The following is a 17,950-nucleotide window of genomic DNA, read 5'->3' on the forward strand; positions in this document are numbered from 1 at the left end:
ACATGAGAGCCTATAATCTGACCTTTGATCAGGTATAACAAACCATCAGGTAATTGAGTAATGCCAATCAGGATAAGCTTAATTCGCCACCCAAAGGATGGAAAAAATAACCCTGATCTACGACACCCGGGAAGAAAGCACGATTACTGATAAGATCGTGCCCGCATTCGGGGATAAAATTCACAAGCTGCTTCCTTTTAAACACAATGATGTCATCAGCCACGAACTGGAGCACGAGTGTTGCGTTGTCACCTACCTGAGCGACGAGTGGCTAGCGGAGGTGGTGAACCTTGCTCTCCACCGGAAATGGACATTGGGCTTTCTTCCTCACCCTGAAATGAAGGAGGCTAGGCAAGGCTATGGCATAGCGGCAGATCTCTTCGAGGCGATTGAGGACGTCAAAAGCTTTGAACAGGGTGTGAGCGCTGACCTATTGCTTTGCAACGGCAAACCTGTTTTCAACTCGGTTGTGATTGGCAACAGCCTCAGCTTGATGTCGGGAAGTGTGGCGCGTGACCCTTTCAAGTCCAGAGTAGAGAAGTTCAAGAACCTTTTCAGTCACACCGAGCTGTTGAAACCGCGGGCCTTCACGATCACAACCGGTAACAAACCTGCTCTTAAAACAGCGGCTCTCGGCATCGTGGCCGTACTGCACGGCAAAAGCACCATGGTATCGCGCTTGCTGCTCAAAGACTCCTACATAAACGACGGACGCCTGCATGTGCTGGTGCTAGCGCCCAGAAGCATCATGGAGCTGATCAGATTTTGGGTCGCCTCCACCTTTAATGGCAAAGACGACCAGCGACTGCCGGAGTTTGTGGGGCATATCAAGACCAAATCGGTGATCATCAGTAGTCCGGAGGCCATGGACTTTTCGCAGGACAACAAGCTGATGAGCGCGAAGGAAATCGAATTAAGCGTAAGCGAAGACAAACTACAGATCGTACCGGGCAGGTACTTGACCGTCGAAAAAGAGAAAACGGATGCGGAAGAGAAGTTCAGAGTAGGTACACTTCCGCGGGGAGAGGCCTACGTGCAAGAGTTTACAGATGAGCCTTTGCCGTTGGTTTACCACGCCTCCACGCATGAGTTCAAAGGACTTTTTACGGTGTTAAGAGAAAATGCCAAAGCATCGAGCCCCTATCTGACGCTCATGGTGATCTCTACAATGCTGGCCACATTCGGACTGTACGCCAATTCCACTCCGGTTATCATCGGGGCCATGATTCTGGCCCCGCTCATGGCCCCTATTATTTCTTTGTCGATGGGTGCGCTCCGGCAGGACCGGAAACTCACACTGCAAAGTATACGCACCATTGGCTACGGTCTCTTGCTGGGCTACATAGCCGCCATCCTGCTCAGCTGGCTGACGCCAATCCAAGCGATGACCGACGAGATAAGCTCCCGTATACGTCCCAACCTGCTGGACTTGGGCGTAGCTATCCTGTCAGGTATAGCTGGTGCCTATGCGCACGTGCGCGAAGAGGTGGCCAAGACGCTGGCCGGGGTTGCCATTGCAGTGGCACTTGTTCCGCCACTGGCCGTCTCAGGTATAGGACTTGGCTGGGGAGACTGGGAGGTGTTTCTAGGTGCCTTGCTGTTGTTGATGACTAACTTGGCGGGCATTGTGCTGGCTGGTTCGGTTACCTTCATGCTGATGGGTTTCAGTCCGCTCCATCTCGCTAAGAAAGGTCTGACCGTATCCTTGCTTGTTGTGATTATCGTCAGCCTCCCTTTAGGCTACGGCTCTTTTACAATGATCCGCGACCACAATATCATACGGTCGCTCAGCAACCACACTGTGGATGACATTACTATTAAACAAGTGTCGGTATTAAGAGGAGGTGACCCTGCAAGGTTGAGCGTAACACTCGTTTCAGAAAATCAGATAGATGATGCGGACCTCGAGAAAGTAAAGGCTTCGATAGCCTCCGAGATTGGTAGCGAAGTGGAGATGGAGGCGCTTATCGTCATCCGAAAATAGGCTTCACCCCATTTAATCCTGATTTCACCTGAAAACGGAAAGGCATGCATTGTATATGGCTTTTTTTCTATCTAACTTACCTTTTCTATAGAATCAATCGTTTAATCGCTGCCTGTGCAGGTATGGCTATACCTTGCATTAGGCAAAAGCACATCATAAACTATGATCAATAAAACTGTAAAAAACGCACAGGAGGCCCTGCAGGGTGTGCAGGACAGTATGACCCTGATGCTCGGTGGCTTCGGTCTGTGCGGCATTCCGGAGAACTCCATTCAAGAGTTGCTGCGCCTCGGCGTGAAGGACCTGACCTGTATTTCGAACAACGCCGGTGTGGATGACTTCGGTATCGGACTGTTACTACAGAAGAGACAGGTGAGAAAAATGATCTCCAGCTATGTGGGCGAGAATGCCGAGTTTGAGCGTCAGCTGCTGTCAGGCGAGTTGGAAGTGGAGTTGATTCCGCAGGGTACGCTGGCTGAGCGTATCCGTGCCGGTGGTGCCGGTATACCTGCCTTCTTCACCCCAGCCGGTTACGGTACCGAAGTGGGCGAAGGCAAAGAGAGTCGTGAGTTCAACGGCAAGAGGTACCTGATGGAAGAATGGTTGAAAGCCGACTTCTCCTTTGTGAAAGCTTGGAAAGGCGACACGGCCGGCAACCTGATCTTCAAAGGCACAGCGCGCAACTTCAACCCAATGATGGCTGCGGCCGGCAAGATCACGGTGGCGGAGGTAGAGGAACTGGTACCTGCCGGAGAGCTGGACCCAAACATGATCCATACGCCGGGTATTTATGTGCAGCGTATTTTCCAAGGCGAAAAGTACGAGAAGCGTATTGAACAACGCACAGTAAGAACCGCTTAAATCACTAAGAAATGGGACTGGATAAAAATCAGATAGCGAAACGAATCGCAAAAGAAGTTAAGAACGGCATGTATGTGAACTTGGGCATCGGTATACCTACCCTTGTGGCAAACTACATCCCCGAGGGTGTGGAAGTGGTGTTGCAGTCGGAGAACGGACTGCTGGGCATGGGTCCCTTCCCTACTGAAGACAAAGTAGACGCTGACCTTATCAACGCCGGTAAGCAAACCATTACGACCCTGCCGGGCTCCTCTATTTTCAGCTCTGCCGAGAGCTTTGGCATGATCCGCGGCGAGCACGTGGACCTCACCATTTTGGGCGCCATGGAGGTATCGGAGCAAGGCGACATCGCCAACTGGAAGATACCGGGCAAAATGGTGAAAGGCATGGGCGGCGCTATGGACTTGGTGGCTTCTGCCAAAAACATCATCGTGGCCATGCAGCACACTGCTCGCGACGGCTCCTCTAAACTCCTCAAGGAATGTACTCTGCCGATCACAGGCCTTAAGTGCATCAAAAAGATCGTGACCGATCTGGCCGTGCTGGAAGTGACTGAAGACGGTTTTAAGCTGTTGGAACGCGCGCCGGGTGTGACGGTGGAAGACATTCAGAAGGCCACGGAAGGACGTTTGATCGTGGAAGGCGACATACCAGAGGTGCAGATTTAATTTAAGCCGGAGCTATACCTGAAAAGCGCAGTATCAAAACTGCGCTTTTTCTTTTTAAATTTGTAAGGAACGGGCTTTTTTACAGCTCACACAAAATATCATATCAAAACTATACTTGCTTCACGTATACCTGTAGCAAGCAACCCCAATAATACAATATGAGTGAAAAGATAGAAGCAAACTCTGAGCACAGGCTGTTATTGCGCCAGCTGGAGCTCAAAGATTACAAAGAAGTAAAGGACATCATGGACTTGGTCTACTCCAACATAGACGGTGCATGGACCCGCAAGGAATTTTCCAATCTCCTTAAGAAGTTTCCAGAAGGCCAGATCTGTATAGAAGACAAAGGCCAAGTAGTAGCCGTGGCACTTAGCCTTATCGTTGACTACGGCGTCTATGGCGACAAGCATACCTACGAGCAAATTATAGACAAAGGGACTTTCAAGTCGCATGACCCGGATGGCGACACGCTCTATGGCATCGACGTGTTTGTGCACCCGGAGTATCGCAATCTTCGCCTAGGCCGTCGTCTGTACGATGCCCGCAAAGAGATTTGCGAGAACCTGAACCTGCGCGGCATCATCGCTGGAGGCCGTATACCTGGCTACAAAGACTACGCCGATAAACTCACTCCTGCCAAGTACATCGAGATGGTGCGCAACAAGGAGCTTTCTGACCCGGTGCTGTCTTTCCAAGTAAGTAATGGTTTCCACGTGCGCAAGATCCTGAAAGGCTATTTGCCTGATGATACCGAATCGCGCGCCTACGCCACCCTGCTCGAGTGGATCAACGTGTACTATGAGGAGAAAGAGAAGCTGCTGGGCGGCAAGAAAACGGTGGTGCGAATCGGCATTGTGCAGTGGCAAATGCGCGCAGTGACCTCTTTGGATGACATGATGCAGCAAATCGAGTTCTTCGTGGACACGGTGAGTTCTTACAAGTCGGACATGGTCGTGTTCCCCGAGTTCTTTAACGCGCCGCTGATGGCCCTCACCAACGAGGAATCCCCTTCGGAGGCAATCCGCAGTATGGCTGAGTATACCGATGAAATTCGGGAGCGAATGATTCACATGGCCCTCTCCTACAACATCAACATCATCGCGGGCAGCATGCCGGAGTACTACGACAACAAACTCTACAATGTGAGCTACCTCTGTCGTCGCGATGGTACCTACGACAAGCAATACAAGCTGCACGTAACGCCGGACGAGTCCCACTATTGGGGTATGCGCGGAGGCCACAAGCTCAAGATTTTCGACACGGATATCGGCAAGATCGGCATCCTGATCTGTTACGATGTGGAGTTCCCGGAGCTGGCCCGTATGCTCTCCGACATGGACATGAAAATCCTCTTCGTACCTTACTGGACGGATACTAAAAACGCCTACCTGCGCGTGCGCCGCTGTGCGCAGGCCCGTGCTATCGAGAACGAGTGCTACGTTGCGATTACAGGCAGCGTGGGTAACCTTCCGAAAGTAGAGAACATGGACATCCAGTACTCACAGTCGGCGGTGTTCTCCCCTTCAGATTTCGCCTTCCCGCACGATGCCGTGGTAGCCGAGGCCACTCCGAACACGGAGATGACGCTCATCGCTGACTTAGACCTTGACCTGCTCAAGGACCTAAACACAGCTGGTAGTGTGCGTAACCTGAAGGATCGCAGAAAGGACCTGTACAACCTGAGCTGGGTGATGCGGCAGGAGGAGTAAGTTAAGGTATATCATAAATCAAAAACCCCACTGCTTACGTGAAAGCAGTGGGGTTTTTGATTTATGATATAAAAGTTACGGCTGTGTTCTGCGCCTGCGTGGGTCTAGATTGAGCGCCACTGTTATACCTACAATCAGCCCAATCAGGCCTCCAATACCCATATACTTTTTCAGACTGGGTCCAGTTGGCCTGAGTCTAGGAACAAATCCACTCACGACCTGCACACTGCTCATTCGCTCCCGATCTGCTTCTAGTCTCACGAGTTCCTTATACATTGAAATACTCTCTTTGTAAAGATTGGTCGGATCTATGGGCTGGCCATAGACAAAACCATTAACTGGTCCTCTCGGCTCGCTCACGCTGGTTTTCATACTGTCGATAGAGGCTACTTCTCGCTTTAGCTTCGAAATCATGTTTTCAACCTCCTGTTGCTTGATCTTCTTTTGGTTTGCAAAGAATTTGTTATTACCTAAGTAACGGACCAAAGCAACTTCCATCGTATCAAACAGCTGTCTGTCATACAGCGCGAGTTCTATGCGGAACGGAAACGTAGTCATAACACTATCTTGCTGTATCCGATCAAGTTCTATATCATGGAAGTTCATTTCCATAATCTGCCTAGCGGCTGCGGGGCTTATGTTTAATCTCCTTGCAATAGCTTCTGAGTTTCTCTCTACAATCATGTCTGAGAGCTTGTTAAACTCATCTTCTATGAACTCATTCCTAATGTTGGCAAGCATTAGCGTCATGGAAGAGGTATAGAAAGGTTTCGTTGTGTGGTATAGTCCATAGCCGGCTCCTAAACCTAGGGCTAAAAACAAGAATACTAACAGCATATTATCTCGAGCTACTTTTACTACATAGCCTACCTTTCTAAACAATTTGCTGAAACCGTTTCCTATTTTATTGATCACTAATCGCAGATCAATTTCATCGTCATATTGGTTTCCTTGCTCTTTTAACCTTTGCATACCCTGATATTAACATTTAAAATGTAAATATGTATAAACATATCATATATTAGTTAATTCTGCAATGATCCTAAAAATAGATAACCCCATAATTAATTATATTTGCGGGTTACTCTCACAGAAACCTTAGTATCTACGAGAATAGAGTCATATGACTGACTCATAAAAAAACATCATAAATTACTATTGGAATTGTTAGGCTTAACTCTAAGCTAATTACACACCCTCTATGCACTTGATCAAAAAACTATATAAAAGCTTAGTACCCGAAAACATTAGATGGAAAATCTGGCGGTATCGGAGTAGAAACTCTGAGTTGGGATTATTACGCAAAGAGGTGCTCCAGTATTACGAATCGCTTCCAGCAAATAAGAAAACAGAAGAAATAAATGAGGTTCTTACGTTTATTAAGAAATATGACGTGGTTACCTTCCCCTACCCATTCATATACGATTATGATATTCAGGGTGTAAAGGTGTATCATGATGAGCGGTTGAATCTGCCCTATGTACTTCTTCAAGAAAAAAGGCTCTATTACAAAAGGAGCTGGACGACGTCTCAGATTCAAGAAAACTTCAATTTCCTTTCTATTGAGCAGGACCCAAGATCACCCCACCGCTACCTGACCGATACTTTCCAAGTCAATGATGGTGACGTGGTGGCGGACATTGGCGCAGCGGAAGGCAATTTTGGACTAAGTGTGATCGAGAAAGTAGCTAACCTTTACATATTTGAGACGGATGCTGAATGGATAGAGGCCCTAGAAGCCACCTTCGCACCTTGGAAAGATAAAGTCCAGATTATTAATAAGTATGTATCTGACAGCTCAGGTGACGCAACTATAAAGTTAGATGACTTCATGGCGGGTAATAAACCTGCTAATTTCCTGAAGATAGATACAGAAGGAGCTGAGGCGCAGGTGTTGAGTGGGGCAAGCGGCATGTTGGAGAAGACCACGCATCTAAAAGTCGCCATTTGTACCTATCATAAACAAAATGACCAAATTGAGCTGTCTGAACGCTTAAGCAGCGATAGTTTTGCAATTTCTTATTCCAATGGCTATATGTTTTTCCTAGAAGACAAACAGTCTCCCCCTTATTTAAGAAGAGGTCTTATCAGAGCTACAAAGCAGCCTTTGGGATCACTAAACTAGCTTGAGAAAATGTTGATTAGCGTTATCATCCCGAATTACAACCACGCAGCCTTTTTACCGCAACGGCTAGAGTCTGTGATGAACCAGACCTTTGATGACTTCGAGGTGATCATTCTCGATGACTGCTCGACCGACCACAGCCGTGAAATCTTGGACACCTATAAAAGCCACTCCAAGATTTCCCATGTAGTGTACAACGAGAAAAACAGCGGATCCACTTTTAAACAATGGAATAAAGGTGTGCAGCTTGCCCAAGGGGAATGGATTTGGATAGCCGAAAGCGATGATAAAGCAGAGCTGAATTTTCTTGAAGTACTGGCCAAAGAAATCCGAGCAAACGACCGCGTTGGCATAGCCTATACCCAGTCACTGAAAATGAACAGCAAAGACGAAGTGACTGGTAGTTGGTTAGAATGGACAGAAGACCTTAACCCCAACCTGTTCAAAACTGATTTTGTGATGAAGGGCATTGACTATACTGAGCAATTCCTCATTCATAAAAACACCATACCTAATGCCAGTGCGCTGCTATTCAAAAAAGAGATTTTTGTTGAAGTTGGAGGAGCAGACGAAACCATCCGGAATTGCAGTGATTGGGAACTGTGGCTAAAGTTTTTACTTGTAAGTGATGTGCTTTACGTTTCGCAGCCCCTCAACTACTTCCGGTACCATGAGCAAAGCGTGATTGCCAAAGCACTAAAGAGCAGACCAAAAGATGTATATGCCGAGCGGTTTGACAAATCAATGCGTCTCAAATTTCAAGATTTCCTGTTAAAGCATTTTAACAGTATCCCATTCAAAAAAATTGCGCGCCTGAACAAAGGCTATATCATGCAGGAAAGTATTTATGAAGCGCTCTTTGACCTTGTAAACCGAAAGTTTACTTCGGCAGGCGTTAAATTAAAAAGAGTGCTTCGCCAAAACAGTTTTTTGTTAGTAACTTTCATGGGAATCAAAATTGTTGCGAAGGAATCTCTTGCGAGAGGGTTTAAAAAATGAAATGGATAAGCAAAACTCACGTTTAAAACAACAGCTACCTTAAACTCTATTGTGGATGACGTGTCAAACCATTTACTAGTTATTAAAAACTAATTGAAGCCTTCTATTTTTTCCAGACTAAGCAATAAGCTCGCTGATGAAAATAAGCCCCTACTTGCAAACTTCTTTTCATTAGGACTTATTCAAGTAATCAATTTCTTATTGTCTATCATCACTTTCCCCTATATCGTGAGAGTGGTCGGGATTGAGTATTTTGGTCTCATAACTGTTGCGCAGGCAGTGATGCTATACCTGAATGTGTTTACAGATTATGGGTTTAACTTAACCGCCACTAAAGACATATCAGTCAACAGAGACAATAAGACTTACTTATCCACTGTTTTTTCTGAAGTTATTGTCACTAAAGCAGTGTTGTTCCTAGTTTCTGGCATTGTACTTCTGCTAGCCTTCTCCTTTGTACCCCAAATACAGGTATACAGTACCCTAATCATGCTCAGTCTGCCTATCGTATTGGGGCAGTTGCTTCAACCCCTATGGTTTTTTCAGGGAATGGAGCAGATGAAATACATCACCTATATCAACATAACTACCAGAGCACTGTATGCCATTTGCATTTTCGCTTTCATAAACGAAGCCGATGACTATCTGTACATCAACTTTATTAATGGCATCACAGCTATTATCGGTGGAGTATTGAGCTTTGTGATCGTATTTAGAACATTCGGTTTGAAATTTAAACTTCCCCGATTTACGCAGCTGACAAGGCAGTTAAAAGACGGATGGAGTATTTTCATTTCAACTATCACGGTTACAATTGCCAACAATACCAATATTCTAATTCTCAGTCTGTTTGCCACTCCCTTAGTATTGGGTTACTACAGCATCGCAGAGAAAGTATTTCTGATCACCAGAACATTTGCAGTAATTTTACACCAAGTTGTATATCCCAGAATCTGCCTACTCGCCCAACAGCCCTTCAAAATTCTCGCGGTTTTCCTGAATAAGATTCTGAAGTTAATTCTGCTCACTTTTCTGCCATTAGGCATTGGAGTGTTTGTTTTTGCAGACTACATTGTGTTCTTAATTGCCGGAGAGTACCATAGCGTCGCCTCTACGGTACTTAGAATTGTATGTTTTGCACCGCTGATGGCTGCCCTGAATATACCTGTGGCACAGACAATGTTAGCGTTTCGCCTAAACAGAACCTTTGCGACGATAGTTAGCATCGGAGCCGCAGCAAACATTGGACTCAATCTAGTGCTAGCCTCACAATTTAAAGCAATAGGTACTGCTTGGAGCATTCTTCTCACAGAAATGCTTATAACCATATTGCTGTATGTTGTATTTTATAAACAATACCCTCAGTACTCTTTCTTTTCACTTTCTCGTTCTGGCAGTCAAGAACAGGTAAAGCAAAAACACTAAACCCATTGTAAATTTTGAATCTATGTCGGAGAGAGTTGCGGGAGTAGTAGTGCTTTATAGGCCTGATGAAGAAGTAGTGGAAAACATAAATACTTACATCACGTCCGTACAGAAACTATACTTGGTAGATAACACCGAAACGTCAAATCACACCATCGTGCAAGCGCTTCAGTCAGCATCTGAACGTGTTGAGTATATACACCTACTTGAAAATCGAGGTATAGCTAAAGCTTTAAACGAAGCTGCAACACGTGCACTGCAGGAGGGATATGACTGGTTGCTAACAATGGACCAAGATAGCCGCGCCAGTCAGGGCATGCTGAGCGATCTGCTGGCTGTAGGAGACACTTACGCGAGTGAGGAACTCGGTATAATTGCGCCCAGATATATACAACAAACAGACGAGACCGTTATACCTCGTCACGGTATAGAGGAGGTGGACGTGGTCATCACTTCTGGCAACTTACTTAACCTTAAGGCATATGCTGAAGTTGGCCCTTTCAGGGAGGACTTTTTTATAGATTATGTTGATCATGAATACTGTCTCCGGCTTAAGCTCGCAGGGTACAAAATCATCGTAAACAACAAAGTCCTACTCAGCCACAAACTTGGCAACTCCCAGAACCACAGATTAATAGGCAGACCAGTTGTCTCTTCTCATCACAACTCTCTGCGACGCTATTACATCACCCGCAACCGCCTTGCTGTGCTTAAAGAGTTCGGCCCACATTTTCCTGATTATTACAAAGAGCAGCACTGGCTCAACGTAAAGGAACTTATTAAAGTACTGCTCTATGAAGATGACAAACTCAGCAAAATCAAGAGCGTTTTCAGAGGTTATTGGGACTTCAAAAAAGGTAACTTTGGTAAGTACAGGCATGACTAGTCTTCTGGCATTCTGTTAATAATTCATTACTTTAAGGCGACTAAGACATACTTATTCAAGCGGAAAGCAGCATGTTATACCTCCCAAAGATTTACATAATACTGGTAAATTATAATGGATGGAAGGACACCATAGAATGTCTGGAAAGCTTATTACAGTTACGTTACACCAATAAACAAATATTGGTGGTAGATAATAACTCCCCCAATGGCTCACTTGCTCACATGCTTGACTGGGCCAAAAACAGATATAACGGGAGGCCTAAAGGCTTTGAGTTAATAGCGGAAAAAAACATCACTGAAGCCTCAAGTGGAGAGGCTGAGATGATATTTATCGAAGCAGCGCAAAATGCTGGATTTGCAGCCGGAAATAACTTGGCTATCCGATTCGCGCTAAGGCAACATGATTTTGAATTTCTGTGGTTGCTTAACAATGATACAGTTGTAGATGCTGATAGCCTGAGTGAGTTAGTGATGAGTGCTTTATCGGCTATCGAAAAAAGAGAAAATATTGGTATTTGGGGCTCCAAGCTGTTATTTTACCATAATCGGGATAAGATTCAGGCCATCGGAGGTGCTTTTAACCTGAAGACTTTCACCACTTCACATATCGGAGAAAATCTTCCTGACCGTGAAGACATTGCTATACCTAACATCAAACAGGACTATGTGATTGGAGCATCCATGTTTGTTAGTAAAGCATTTATTGAAAATGTTGGCCTACTGAATGAAGACTACTTCCTTTATTTTGAGGAACTCGATTGGGCTAAGCGGGGAGAGTTGCAGGGCTATGGGCTTGGTTATGTAGAGAACAGTAAGGTATATCACAAAGAAGGTCAGTCGATAGGCTCGAGTACCAATGGGGCGAGCAAAAGCGCATTAGCTGACTATCATGGTATCAGGAGCAAAATTTTGTTTGTAAAGCGCTTTTACCCGAGTAAGCTGCCACTTTTGTACACATTGCTAACAGGCTCCATTCTGCTAAGGATTAAGCGTTTGCAATTCAAAAGAGCCTTAAAAATTGTATCTTTAATGCTCAAAACAAGCTAAAATGCCACTCTCCTATAGTATCACACCCTATTCTTTCCTGATTAAGTTAATGTTAACCGTACTGTTATTCAGCGGTTTCATTACAAACTTTTTATCCGTGACGCAGACCAACTTAGGCACTTTACTGATAGATGGGCTCATCCTTATCATGCTGCTGCACCTATCCTTCGAAGTTTATGCGGGTTATTATCAGGGGATCGCTGTTCAAAAAGTTTACTTCAACTTTTTGGCGGCTTGGGTAATTTTGCTGTTACTCACCTGCCTTAAACTTTTCCTGATTGATTCAAACCCTTTTACAGAGCGGCTGCTGGGCGTGCGCAACAACTTGCTCTACATGCTTCCATTTCTGTACGCGCCCCTTTTTTTCAAGAGTGAAGACAGTATAGCTAATATTGTTCGGCTTCTGCTCAGTCTCAGTCTGGTACTTGTTTTCTTCTCGATCGCACAATTCTATCTCGGTTTTCAATTGCCTAAATCACTATTGGTGCTGCGGGGAGAGGAGGTATTCAGCTTCTACCAAACCACGATTGTGCGTCCGACCGCACTGTTGGGCAACACGATCATCTTTGCCAGTTTCACACTGATTATTTTCGCTCTCTACCTTGCCAAGTATTACTATGTGGGTAGAAAGCGGTACCTGCTCATTTTGGCAGTGGTTGGTTTTTCGAATATCCTGACCCTTACCAGAGCTTCTATCACTGGGTTGGCTATTGTTATTGTTGTTTGCTTTTTCTTGTACTACTTAAAGCCTACGCTCCTTTTTGTTCTAAGATTTACTGGCCTTGTTTTACTGATGGCAGTCATTGTCTGGGGTACTATTAGGTCGTTCGAGGACACCTTTTTTGTGCAGCGCCTCACAGGTGAGGAGGTCACCTCCCAAGGCTCAACCGCCGTGCACTATCAGCAGCTTGAAGAGTCTACCAACTATTTTAAAACAAATTATCTGGCCGGTGCAGGTGTAGGTTCTCAAGGAGCCAGTGGCAATCCAGCCACCAAAATCATCACAGACGGGTTTTGGATGCAGATAATTGTTGAAAATGGCGTCGTCTTGGGCATCCTCTATATCCTGTTTCATGTGGCGGCCGCTCTGTTCGCGCTTCGGGCCTTTTTCAAGTCCGACAGCTTGCAGCTCAGGCAGCTGAGCATGGCCTTTGTGGCGTTTAGCGCTTACTTTTTTGCAGCCAGTATACTGAACTCCGGATTTGCTGGCAGGGCTAATTTTATCAGTTATTGGCTGCTGTTCGGCGTACTGCTGGCGCAATACATCATTGTCCAAAAATCTCGCCATGCCCTCCCTCGTCCTTGATGCCCGTATGCTCCGCGCTTCTGGTATTGGCGTATACCTGCAGCAGCTTATACCACGGCTCTCTAAAGATTTTGAACTAACACTCTTGGGAGATGCGGATGAACTGGCAACTTACCATGCGTCAGCCAGTGCACGGATCATCCCGATGCAGGCACCGATTTATTCACTGCAGGAGCAGTTGGAACTGAGACTGCGTATACCTGCCTGCGATCTTTTTTGGTCACCTCATTACAATGTGCCACTGTTGCCGATTGCCGCACGCCACCGGGTGGTGACCATACACGATGTGTACCACCTAGCCTACCAGCACACGCTCACGCTGCCGCAGAAAATGTACGCGAATCTGCTTATTCGTGCGGCCGTTAGAATGTCGGATAGGGTGCTGACGGTGTCTGAATTTTCGAAACAGGAAATCATAAAATACACTAAAGTAAGACCTGAGACGGTTGTCGCCATTCCAAATGGAGTGGATAGCTTTCGATTTGTCAGGTCACACAGCGCACATTCCCCTTCAACACAGGAAGCAGCACAACCTATACCCTACACAGCCAATCCCTACCTGTTATTTGTTGGAAATGTCAAGCCGCACAAAAATCTCGTCACGCTGTTAAAAGCCTTTGTAAGCTTGCAGGAGCACATACCTAAACTCGATCTACTAATCGTGGGCAAAAAAGAAGGCTTCATAACAGGCGACACGCAAGTGGGTACACTGCTTGAAAACGATGCCTTGCTCAAAAAAAGGGTTATATTTACAGGTTTTGTGGAAGACGAGCTACTACCGCACTTGTATCAACAGGCTGCTGCGCTGGTTTTCCCATCAGTATATGAGGGCTTTGGTCTGCCCCCACTGGAGGCCATGGCCAGCGGGTGTCCGGTTGTGGCGGCCGATACGGCGAGCATACCCGAAGTATGCGGCGATGCGGCCCTCTATTTCAGTCCTTTAAACCATCTGGAACTGGCTGAGCGACTTAGCGAAGTGCTAAATGTGCAGGCCCTGCGAGACAAACTTATAGCAAACGGCTATCGCCGTGTTCAAAATTTTTCGTGGGACAAGACCGCCGATGGGCATCTCGCTGTATTCCGGCAGATCCTGGAGGGCGGCGATGCCTGATTATCCATGCTGGAAACTAATGCTACTAAGAAACAGTACCTCTCCTACATTAAAAGACAAATTACTGGAAATCGGACTGCTGGGCTTTATACTGACCATGCCTTTCAAGATCCAGGTCAATTCTCTGTTTCTGATACTATCTGTGGTCGCTTGGCTAATCAGTGGCCACGCATGGACAGATGTGCGAGCCGTTTTGAAGATGCGACTGTACCAAGTGTACCTCCTGCTATACTTCCTATACCTTGTCGGGCTGCTTTACAGCGCTAACACACAGGCGGCGTTCGCCGAACTAGAGCTAAAAGTATCACTACTGCTGCTCCCCCCTATTTTCTACGGCAGGGTGCAGGACAAAGCAAGGCAAAACCGCTATTTATATACCTTTGTACTGGCTTGTTTTATAGCGGCCGCGGCCAGTCTCGCGCTGCTTCTTTACCGGATTTACGGAGAGGGCTTGTACAGGGCGGAGGGACAGCCACTGCAGATCGACTGGGTTTATTTTTCTTACTTCCTCCCAAAACAGATTGATTTTCACTCCCCTTTCTTCAGTATGTATGCCGTTACGAGCATGTTTATCGTGACATACTGGCTCATAAACGCCGCTGAGTCCACCAAGCGTTGGAAAGTTATAGTTCTAGTTTCGTTGCTTTTCTTTTTTCTGACTTTCTCAGTTGCGCTTGCTTCGAGAACAGCCTTAGTGGCCGGTATTACCATTCTGTTTATCGGGGGTATCGCCCATTTCATCGCCCAGAAGCGCTATGTTCAAGTTGGAGTGTTTCTTGTCCTATTTATGGCTGTATTTGGGTTGCTATACCTGAACACTCCATACCTTCGCCAAAAAATGGAAGGCGGCACTGGTGTTTCACAGCGGCAGCAACTGTGGCATTCCAGTTTTGAGCTTATTAAACAACATCCCATCATCGGTATTGGAAGCGGTGATGCAAGAGACGAACAGGTGGTGCAGTACAGGAAATCGGGCCTTGTAAAGGAAGCTGAGCAGCGCTTGGATGCACACAACCAGTACATACAGCTTGCACTTGCACTGGGGCTTACCGGTGTTTTGACTTACATAGCTACCTTGGCTTATCTATTACATCTGTCGTTTCGTTATGAGGTCTATCTGCTGACAGGCTTTGTGATGCTCTACTCAATGTGCGGCGTTACAGAAAGTGTTTTTAATGCCCAGAAAGGCTTGATTCTTTTCTCTTTCATCACCAGTGTACTGGCTTTCAAACAGAAACATGGAAAAAACGCTGATTAAAGTGGATGCAGCGCAACTTAAAATAGCCATCATACACGAGTGGTTTGTGGACTACTCTGGTTCTGAGCGGGTAGTGGAGCAGCTGTTGCACCTGTTCCCAGAGGCGGATCTGTATGCGGTGATCGACTTTATGCCGGACCAGCTGCGTAAGCACATGCTGCACAAAAAATCGAGGACTACCTTTATACAGAAGCTGCCTTTCGCCAAGAAATACTACCGGAATTACCTTGCCCTAATGCCGCTTGCCATCGAGCAGTTGGATGTTTCGGGTTACGACCTCGTTATCAGTAGCAGCCACGCCATGGCTAAGGGCGTGCTCACCCATGCCAATCAGGTACACATCTGCTATTGTCACTCCCCCATCCGCTACGCGTGGGACCTGTACCACCAGTACCTACGGGAGTCCGGGTTGAACAAAGGCCTAAAAGGCTTTGTGGCCAAAATGATGCTGCACTATATCCGTATGTGGGACTTTACCACGGCCAATCGTGTCGATCATTTCATCGCCAACTCCGGCTACATCGGTCGCCGTATCCGCAAGGTATACAACAGGGAGTCTAAGGTCATTTATCCACCGGTGGCGGTGGAGGACTTTACTCTGACCACTTCAAAAGAAGACTTTTATCTGGCCGCCTCCCGCCTTGTTCCCTACAAAAAGATGGATATGATTGTGGAGGCTTTCGCCCAGATGCCTGACAAAAAACTTATCGTGATCGGTGACGGCCCCGATTTTCAGAAAGTAAAAGCCAAAGCCACCACCAATGTTAACCTCATGGGTTATCAGGCATTTGAGGTGCTGCGAGACCATTTGCAAAGAGCGAGGGCCTTCGTGTTTGCCGCAGAAGAGGATTTTGGCATTCTGCCTGTCGAGGCACAAGCCTGTGGCACCCCTGTGATTGCCCTCGGTAAGGGTGGTGCTTGCGAGACGGTGCACGACGGCCAAACCGGCGTGTTATACCCGGAGCAAACCGTTGTCTCCCTCCAACAGGCTATCCTGCGGTTTGAGGCGCTGGAACCCCAGCTTGACCCGCACCTGATTCGCAGCCATGCTGAACGCTTCAGCATCGCCAACTTCAGAACTAATATACAGTCTTATGTAAAAGACGCTATTGCTCAATACAATTGATAATTCAATATATTTGTATTGAGATATTATGCCGGGATTATACAATAAATACATCAAACCCCTTCATGCCACTGGTGATGCAGCCTCCATTCTGCTGTCATCGGCTATGGCAAGTGTGCTTACAAACGGACAGGTAGACGTTTTTTTAACGGCACGGCATCTGCAGTTTGTGCTGATTTCTTTGGCAGCATGGTATGGTTGCGCTTATTTGCTTGGCACGTACAAGTTCCATCGCATTGTCCACTCCGCCAAGGTGTTTGCGAGCGTGCTCAAAATGGTCATTCTCTACATCCTATTGCTTGAGAGTATTCTGAGTATTTTTGAAATTCGAGGTCTGTCGCGTGAGTTTCTGCTCTACCACTATGGTATACTGACGGCACTGGTGGCCTTTTACCGTCTGGTGGTCATTTATCTATTGCGCTACTTCCGGAAGCAGGGCTACAACAAACGTTTCGTCGTGATCGTGGGAATGGGGAAGTCCGGCCGGGAACTGCAGCGCTTCTTTCATACGCACCCCGAATACGGCTATAGCTTTCAAGGCTACTTCGACGACAACTCCGTAGGCGAACCGGAGGTCCTTGGACAGATTGAAGATGTGGAGCCATACCTAGAGGAGCATCATGTTGACGAGATTTATTGCAGCCCTTTTGAACTGAGACGTCATCAAGTGATCCGCCTCATGAACTATGCCGATGATCACCTTATCCGAATAAAATTCCTGCCGGAGCCCGGCGCTTTTCCGCACACCCGCCTCAAGCTCGATTTTTATGACATGCTGCCGGTGCTCGTGTTTCGCTCCATTCCGCTCGACGACACCTTTAATAAAGCGGTGAAGCGAACTTTTGACATCGTATTCTCCTCGCTTGTCATCATCTTCTTTCTCTCTTGGCTTCTTCCTTTGCTGGCCTTGCTTATTAAAATCGACTCACGGGGACCGGTTTTTTTCGGACAGGAGCGCTCGGGTATTAACTACCAGACTTTCCGCTGCTGGAAGCTGCGGTCGATGTACGTGAATAACGAGGCGAACTCGCTGCTGGCACGGCGCGGCGACTCTCGTATTACACGCATTGGGGCCTTCCTTCGTAAGACGAGCCTTGACGAATTACCACAGTTTTTCAATGTGTTTTTAGGACAGATGTCCATTGTAGGCCCCCGACCTCACATGCTGAAGGTGAACGAGGAGTATGCCTTGGTGGCTGAAAAGTATATGGTCCGCCATTTTATCAAACCGGGCATTACGGGTCTTTCGCAGGTGCGCGGTTACCGCGGCGACACCAGTTCAAACTACCAGATCCGTGGTCGCGTGAAGCTGGATATCTTCTACCTAGAGAACTGGTCTTTCTTCCTTGACCTTAAAATCGTCTTCTATACCATCTACAACATGGTGCGGGGCGAGGACAACGCCTTTTAAAATTCAGGTGCCGCATTTGCTCCTGTTTTAGT

The 17,950-nt window shown here is 46.7% G+C and carries 15 protein-coding genes; 14 read left to right on the forward strand and 1 reads right to left on the reverse strand.

The window, feature by feature from the left end:
• Positions 1–97: 97 nt before the first annotated feature.
• The 4 genes from Q1A04_RS02990 to Q1A04_RS03005 all read left to right on the forward strand — a co-directional run bounded on the left by Q1A04_RS02990 (position 98) and on the right by Q1A04_RS03005 (position 5,222).
• Positions 98–1,984, forward strand: a complete 1,887-nt coding sequence (locus Q1A04_RS02990) for a TIGR00341 family protein (protein ID WP_299701014.1) — start codon at positions 98–100, stop codon at positions 1,982–1,984.
• A gap of 162 nt (positions 1,985–2,146) precedes the next feature.
• On the forward strand, positions 2,147–2,845 hold the full coding sequence (locus Q1A04_RS02995) for a CoA transferase subunit A (RefSeq protein WP_299701016.1): 699 nt from the start codon (positions 2,147–2,149) through the stop codon (positions 2,843–2,845).
• Positions 2,846–2,856: 11 nt separating this feature from the next.
• Complete coding sequence (locus tag Q1A04_RS03000) at positions 2,857–3,513, forward strand: CoA transferase subunit B (RefSeq protein WP_299701019.1); 657 nt, start codon at positions 2,857–2,859, stop codon at positions 3,511–3,513.
• Between the two features lie 158 nt (positions 3,514–3,671).
• Positions 3,672–5,222 carry a carbon-nitrogen hydrolase family protein gene (locus tag Q1A04_RS03005; protein WP_299701021.1) on the forward strand — a complete coding sequence of 517 codons (1,551 nt, stop codon included), beginning with the start codon at positions 3,672–3,674 and terminating at the stop codon, positions 5,220–5,222.
• Between the two features lie 75 nt (positions 5,223–5,297).
• On the opposite strand, the gene Q1A04_RS03010 is transcribed toward Q1A04_RS03005, so the two are convergent.
• Positions 5,298–5,780 (reverse strand): hypothetical protein, encoded by a 483-nt coding sequence (locus Q1A04_RS03010; RefSeq protein WP_299701023.1) that lies wholly within the window; start codon positions 5,778–5,780, stop codon positions 5,298–5,300.
• A 643-nt stretch (positions 5,781–6,423) separates the two neighbouring features.
• Between Q1A04_RS03010 and Q1A04_RS03015 the strand changes: the two genes are divergently transcribed.
• The 10 genes from Q1A04_RS03015 (at position 6,424) to Q1A04_RS03060 (ending at position 17,918) form a co-directional block, all read left to right on the forward strand.
• Positions 6,424–7,347, forward strand: a complete 924-nt coding sequence (locus tag Q1A04_RS03015; RefSeq protein ID WP_299701025.1) for an FkbM family methyltransferase — start codon at positions 6,424–6,426, stop codon at positions 7,345–7,347.
• Between the two features lie 9 nt (positions 7,348–7,356).
• On the forward strand, positions 7,357–8,346 hold the full coding sequence (locus Q1A04_RS03020; RefSeq protein ID WP_299701027.1) for a glycosyltransferase: 990 nt from the start codon (positions 7,357–7,359) through the stop codon (positions 8,344–8,346).
• A gap of 93 nt (positions 8,347–8,439) precedes the next feature.
• Positions 8,440–9,771, forward strand: a complete 1,332-nt coding sequence (locus Q1A04_RS03025; RefSeq protein WP_299701029.1) for a flippase — start codon at positions 8,440–8,442, stop codon at positions 9,769–9,771.
• A 22-nt stretch (positions 9,772–9,793) separates the two neighbouring features.
• The gene (locus Q1A04_RS03030; RefSeq protein ID WP_299701031.1) at positions 9,794–10,657 is read left to right on the forward strand and encodes a glycosyltransferase family 2 protein; all 864 of its coding nucleotides are present in this window, start codon (positions 9,794–9,796) and stop codon (positions 10,655–10,657) included.
• A gap of 71 nt (positions 10,658–10,728) precedes the next feature.
• Positions 10,729–11,706, forward strand: a complete 978-nt coding sequence (locus Q1A04_RS03035; protein ID WP_299701033.1) for a glycosyltransferase family 2 protein — start codon at positions 10,729–10,731, stop codon at positions 11,704–11,706.
• 97 nt (positions 11,707–11,803) lie between these two features.
• Positions 11,804–13,012, forward strand: a complete 1,209-nt coding sequence (locus tag Q1A04_RS03040) for a hypothetical protein (protein WP_299701034.1) — start codon at positions 11,804–11,806, stop codon at positions 13,010–13,012.
• Positions 12,993–14,123 carry a glycosyltransferase family 1 protein gene (locus Q1A04_RS03045; protein ID WP_299701036.1) on the forward strand — a complete coding sequence of 377 codons (1,131 nt, stop codon included), beginning with the start codon at positions 12,993–12,995 and terminating at the stop codon, positions 14,121–14,123. The genes Q1A04_RS03040 and Q1A04_RS03045 overlap by 20 nt, the downstream gene beginning before the upstream one ends.
• Before the next feature lie 19 nt (positions 14,124–14,142).
• The gene (locus tag Q1A04_RS03050; RefSeq protein ID WP_299701038.1) at positions 14,143–15,381 is read left to right on the forward strand and encodes an O-antigen ligase; all 1,239 of its coding nucleotides are present in this window, start codon (positions 14,143–14,145) and stop codon (positions 15,379–15,381) included.
• Complete coding sequence (locus Q1A04_RS03055) at positions 15,362–16,507, forward strand: glycosyltransferase family 4 protein (RefSeq protein ID WP_299701039.1); 1,146 nt, start codon at positions 15,362–15,364, stop codon at positions 16,505–16,507. The genes Q1A04_RS03050 and Q1A04_RS03055 overlap by 20 nt, the downstream gene beginning before the upstream one ends.
• A gap of 28 nt (positions 16,508–16,535) precedes the next feature.
• Positions 16,536–17,918, forward strand: coding sequence for an undecaprenyl-phosphate glucose phosphotransferase (locus Q1A04_RS03060; RefSeq protein WP_299701041.1), 1,383 nt, complete (start codon positions 16,536–16,538; stop codon positions 17,916–17,918).
• Positions 17,919–17,950: the final 32 nt, after the last annotated feature.

The organism is uncultured Pontibacter sp. (genome assembly GCF_947499215.1).
Lineage (GTDB): Bacteria > Bacteroidota > Bacteroidia > Cytophagales > Hymenobacteraceae > Pontibacter.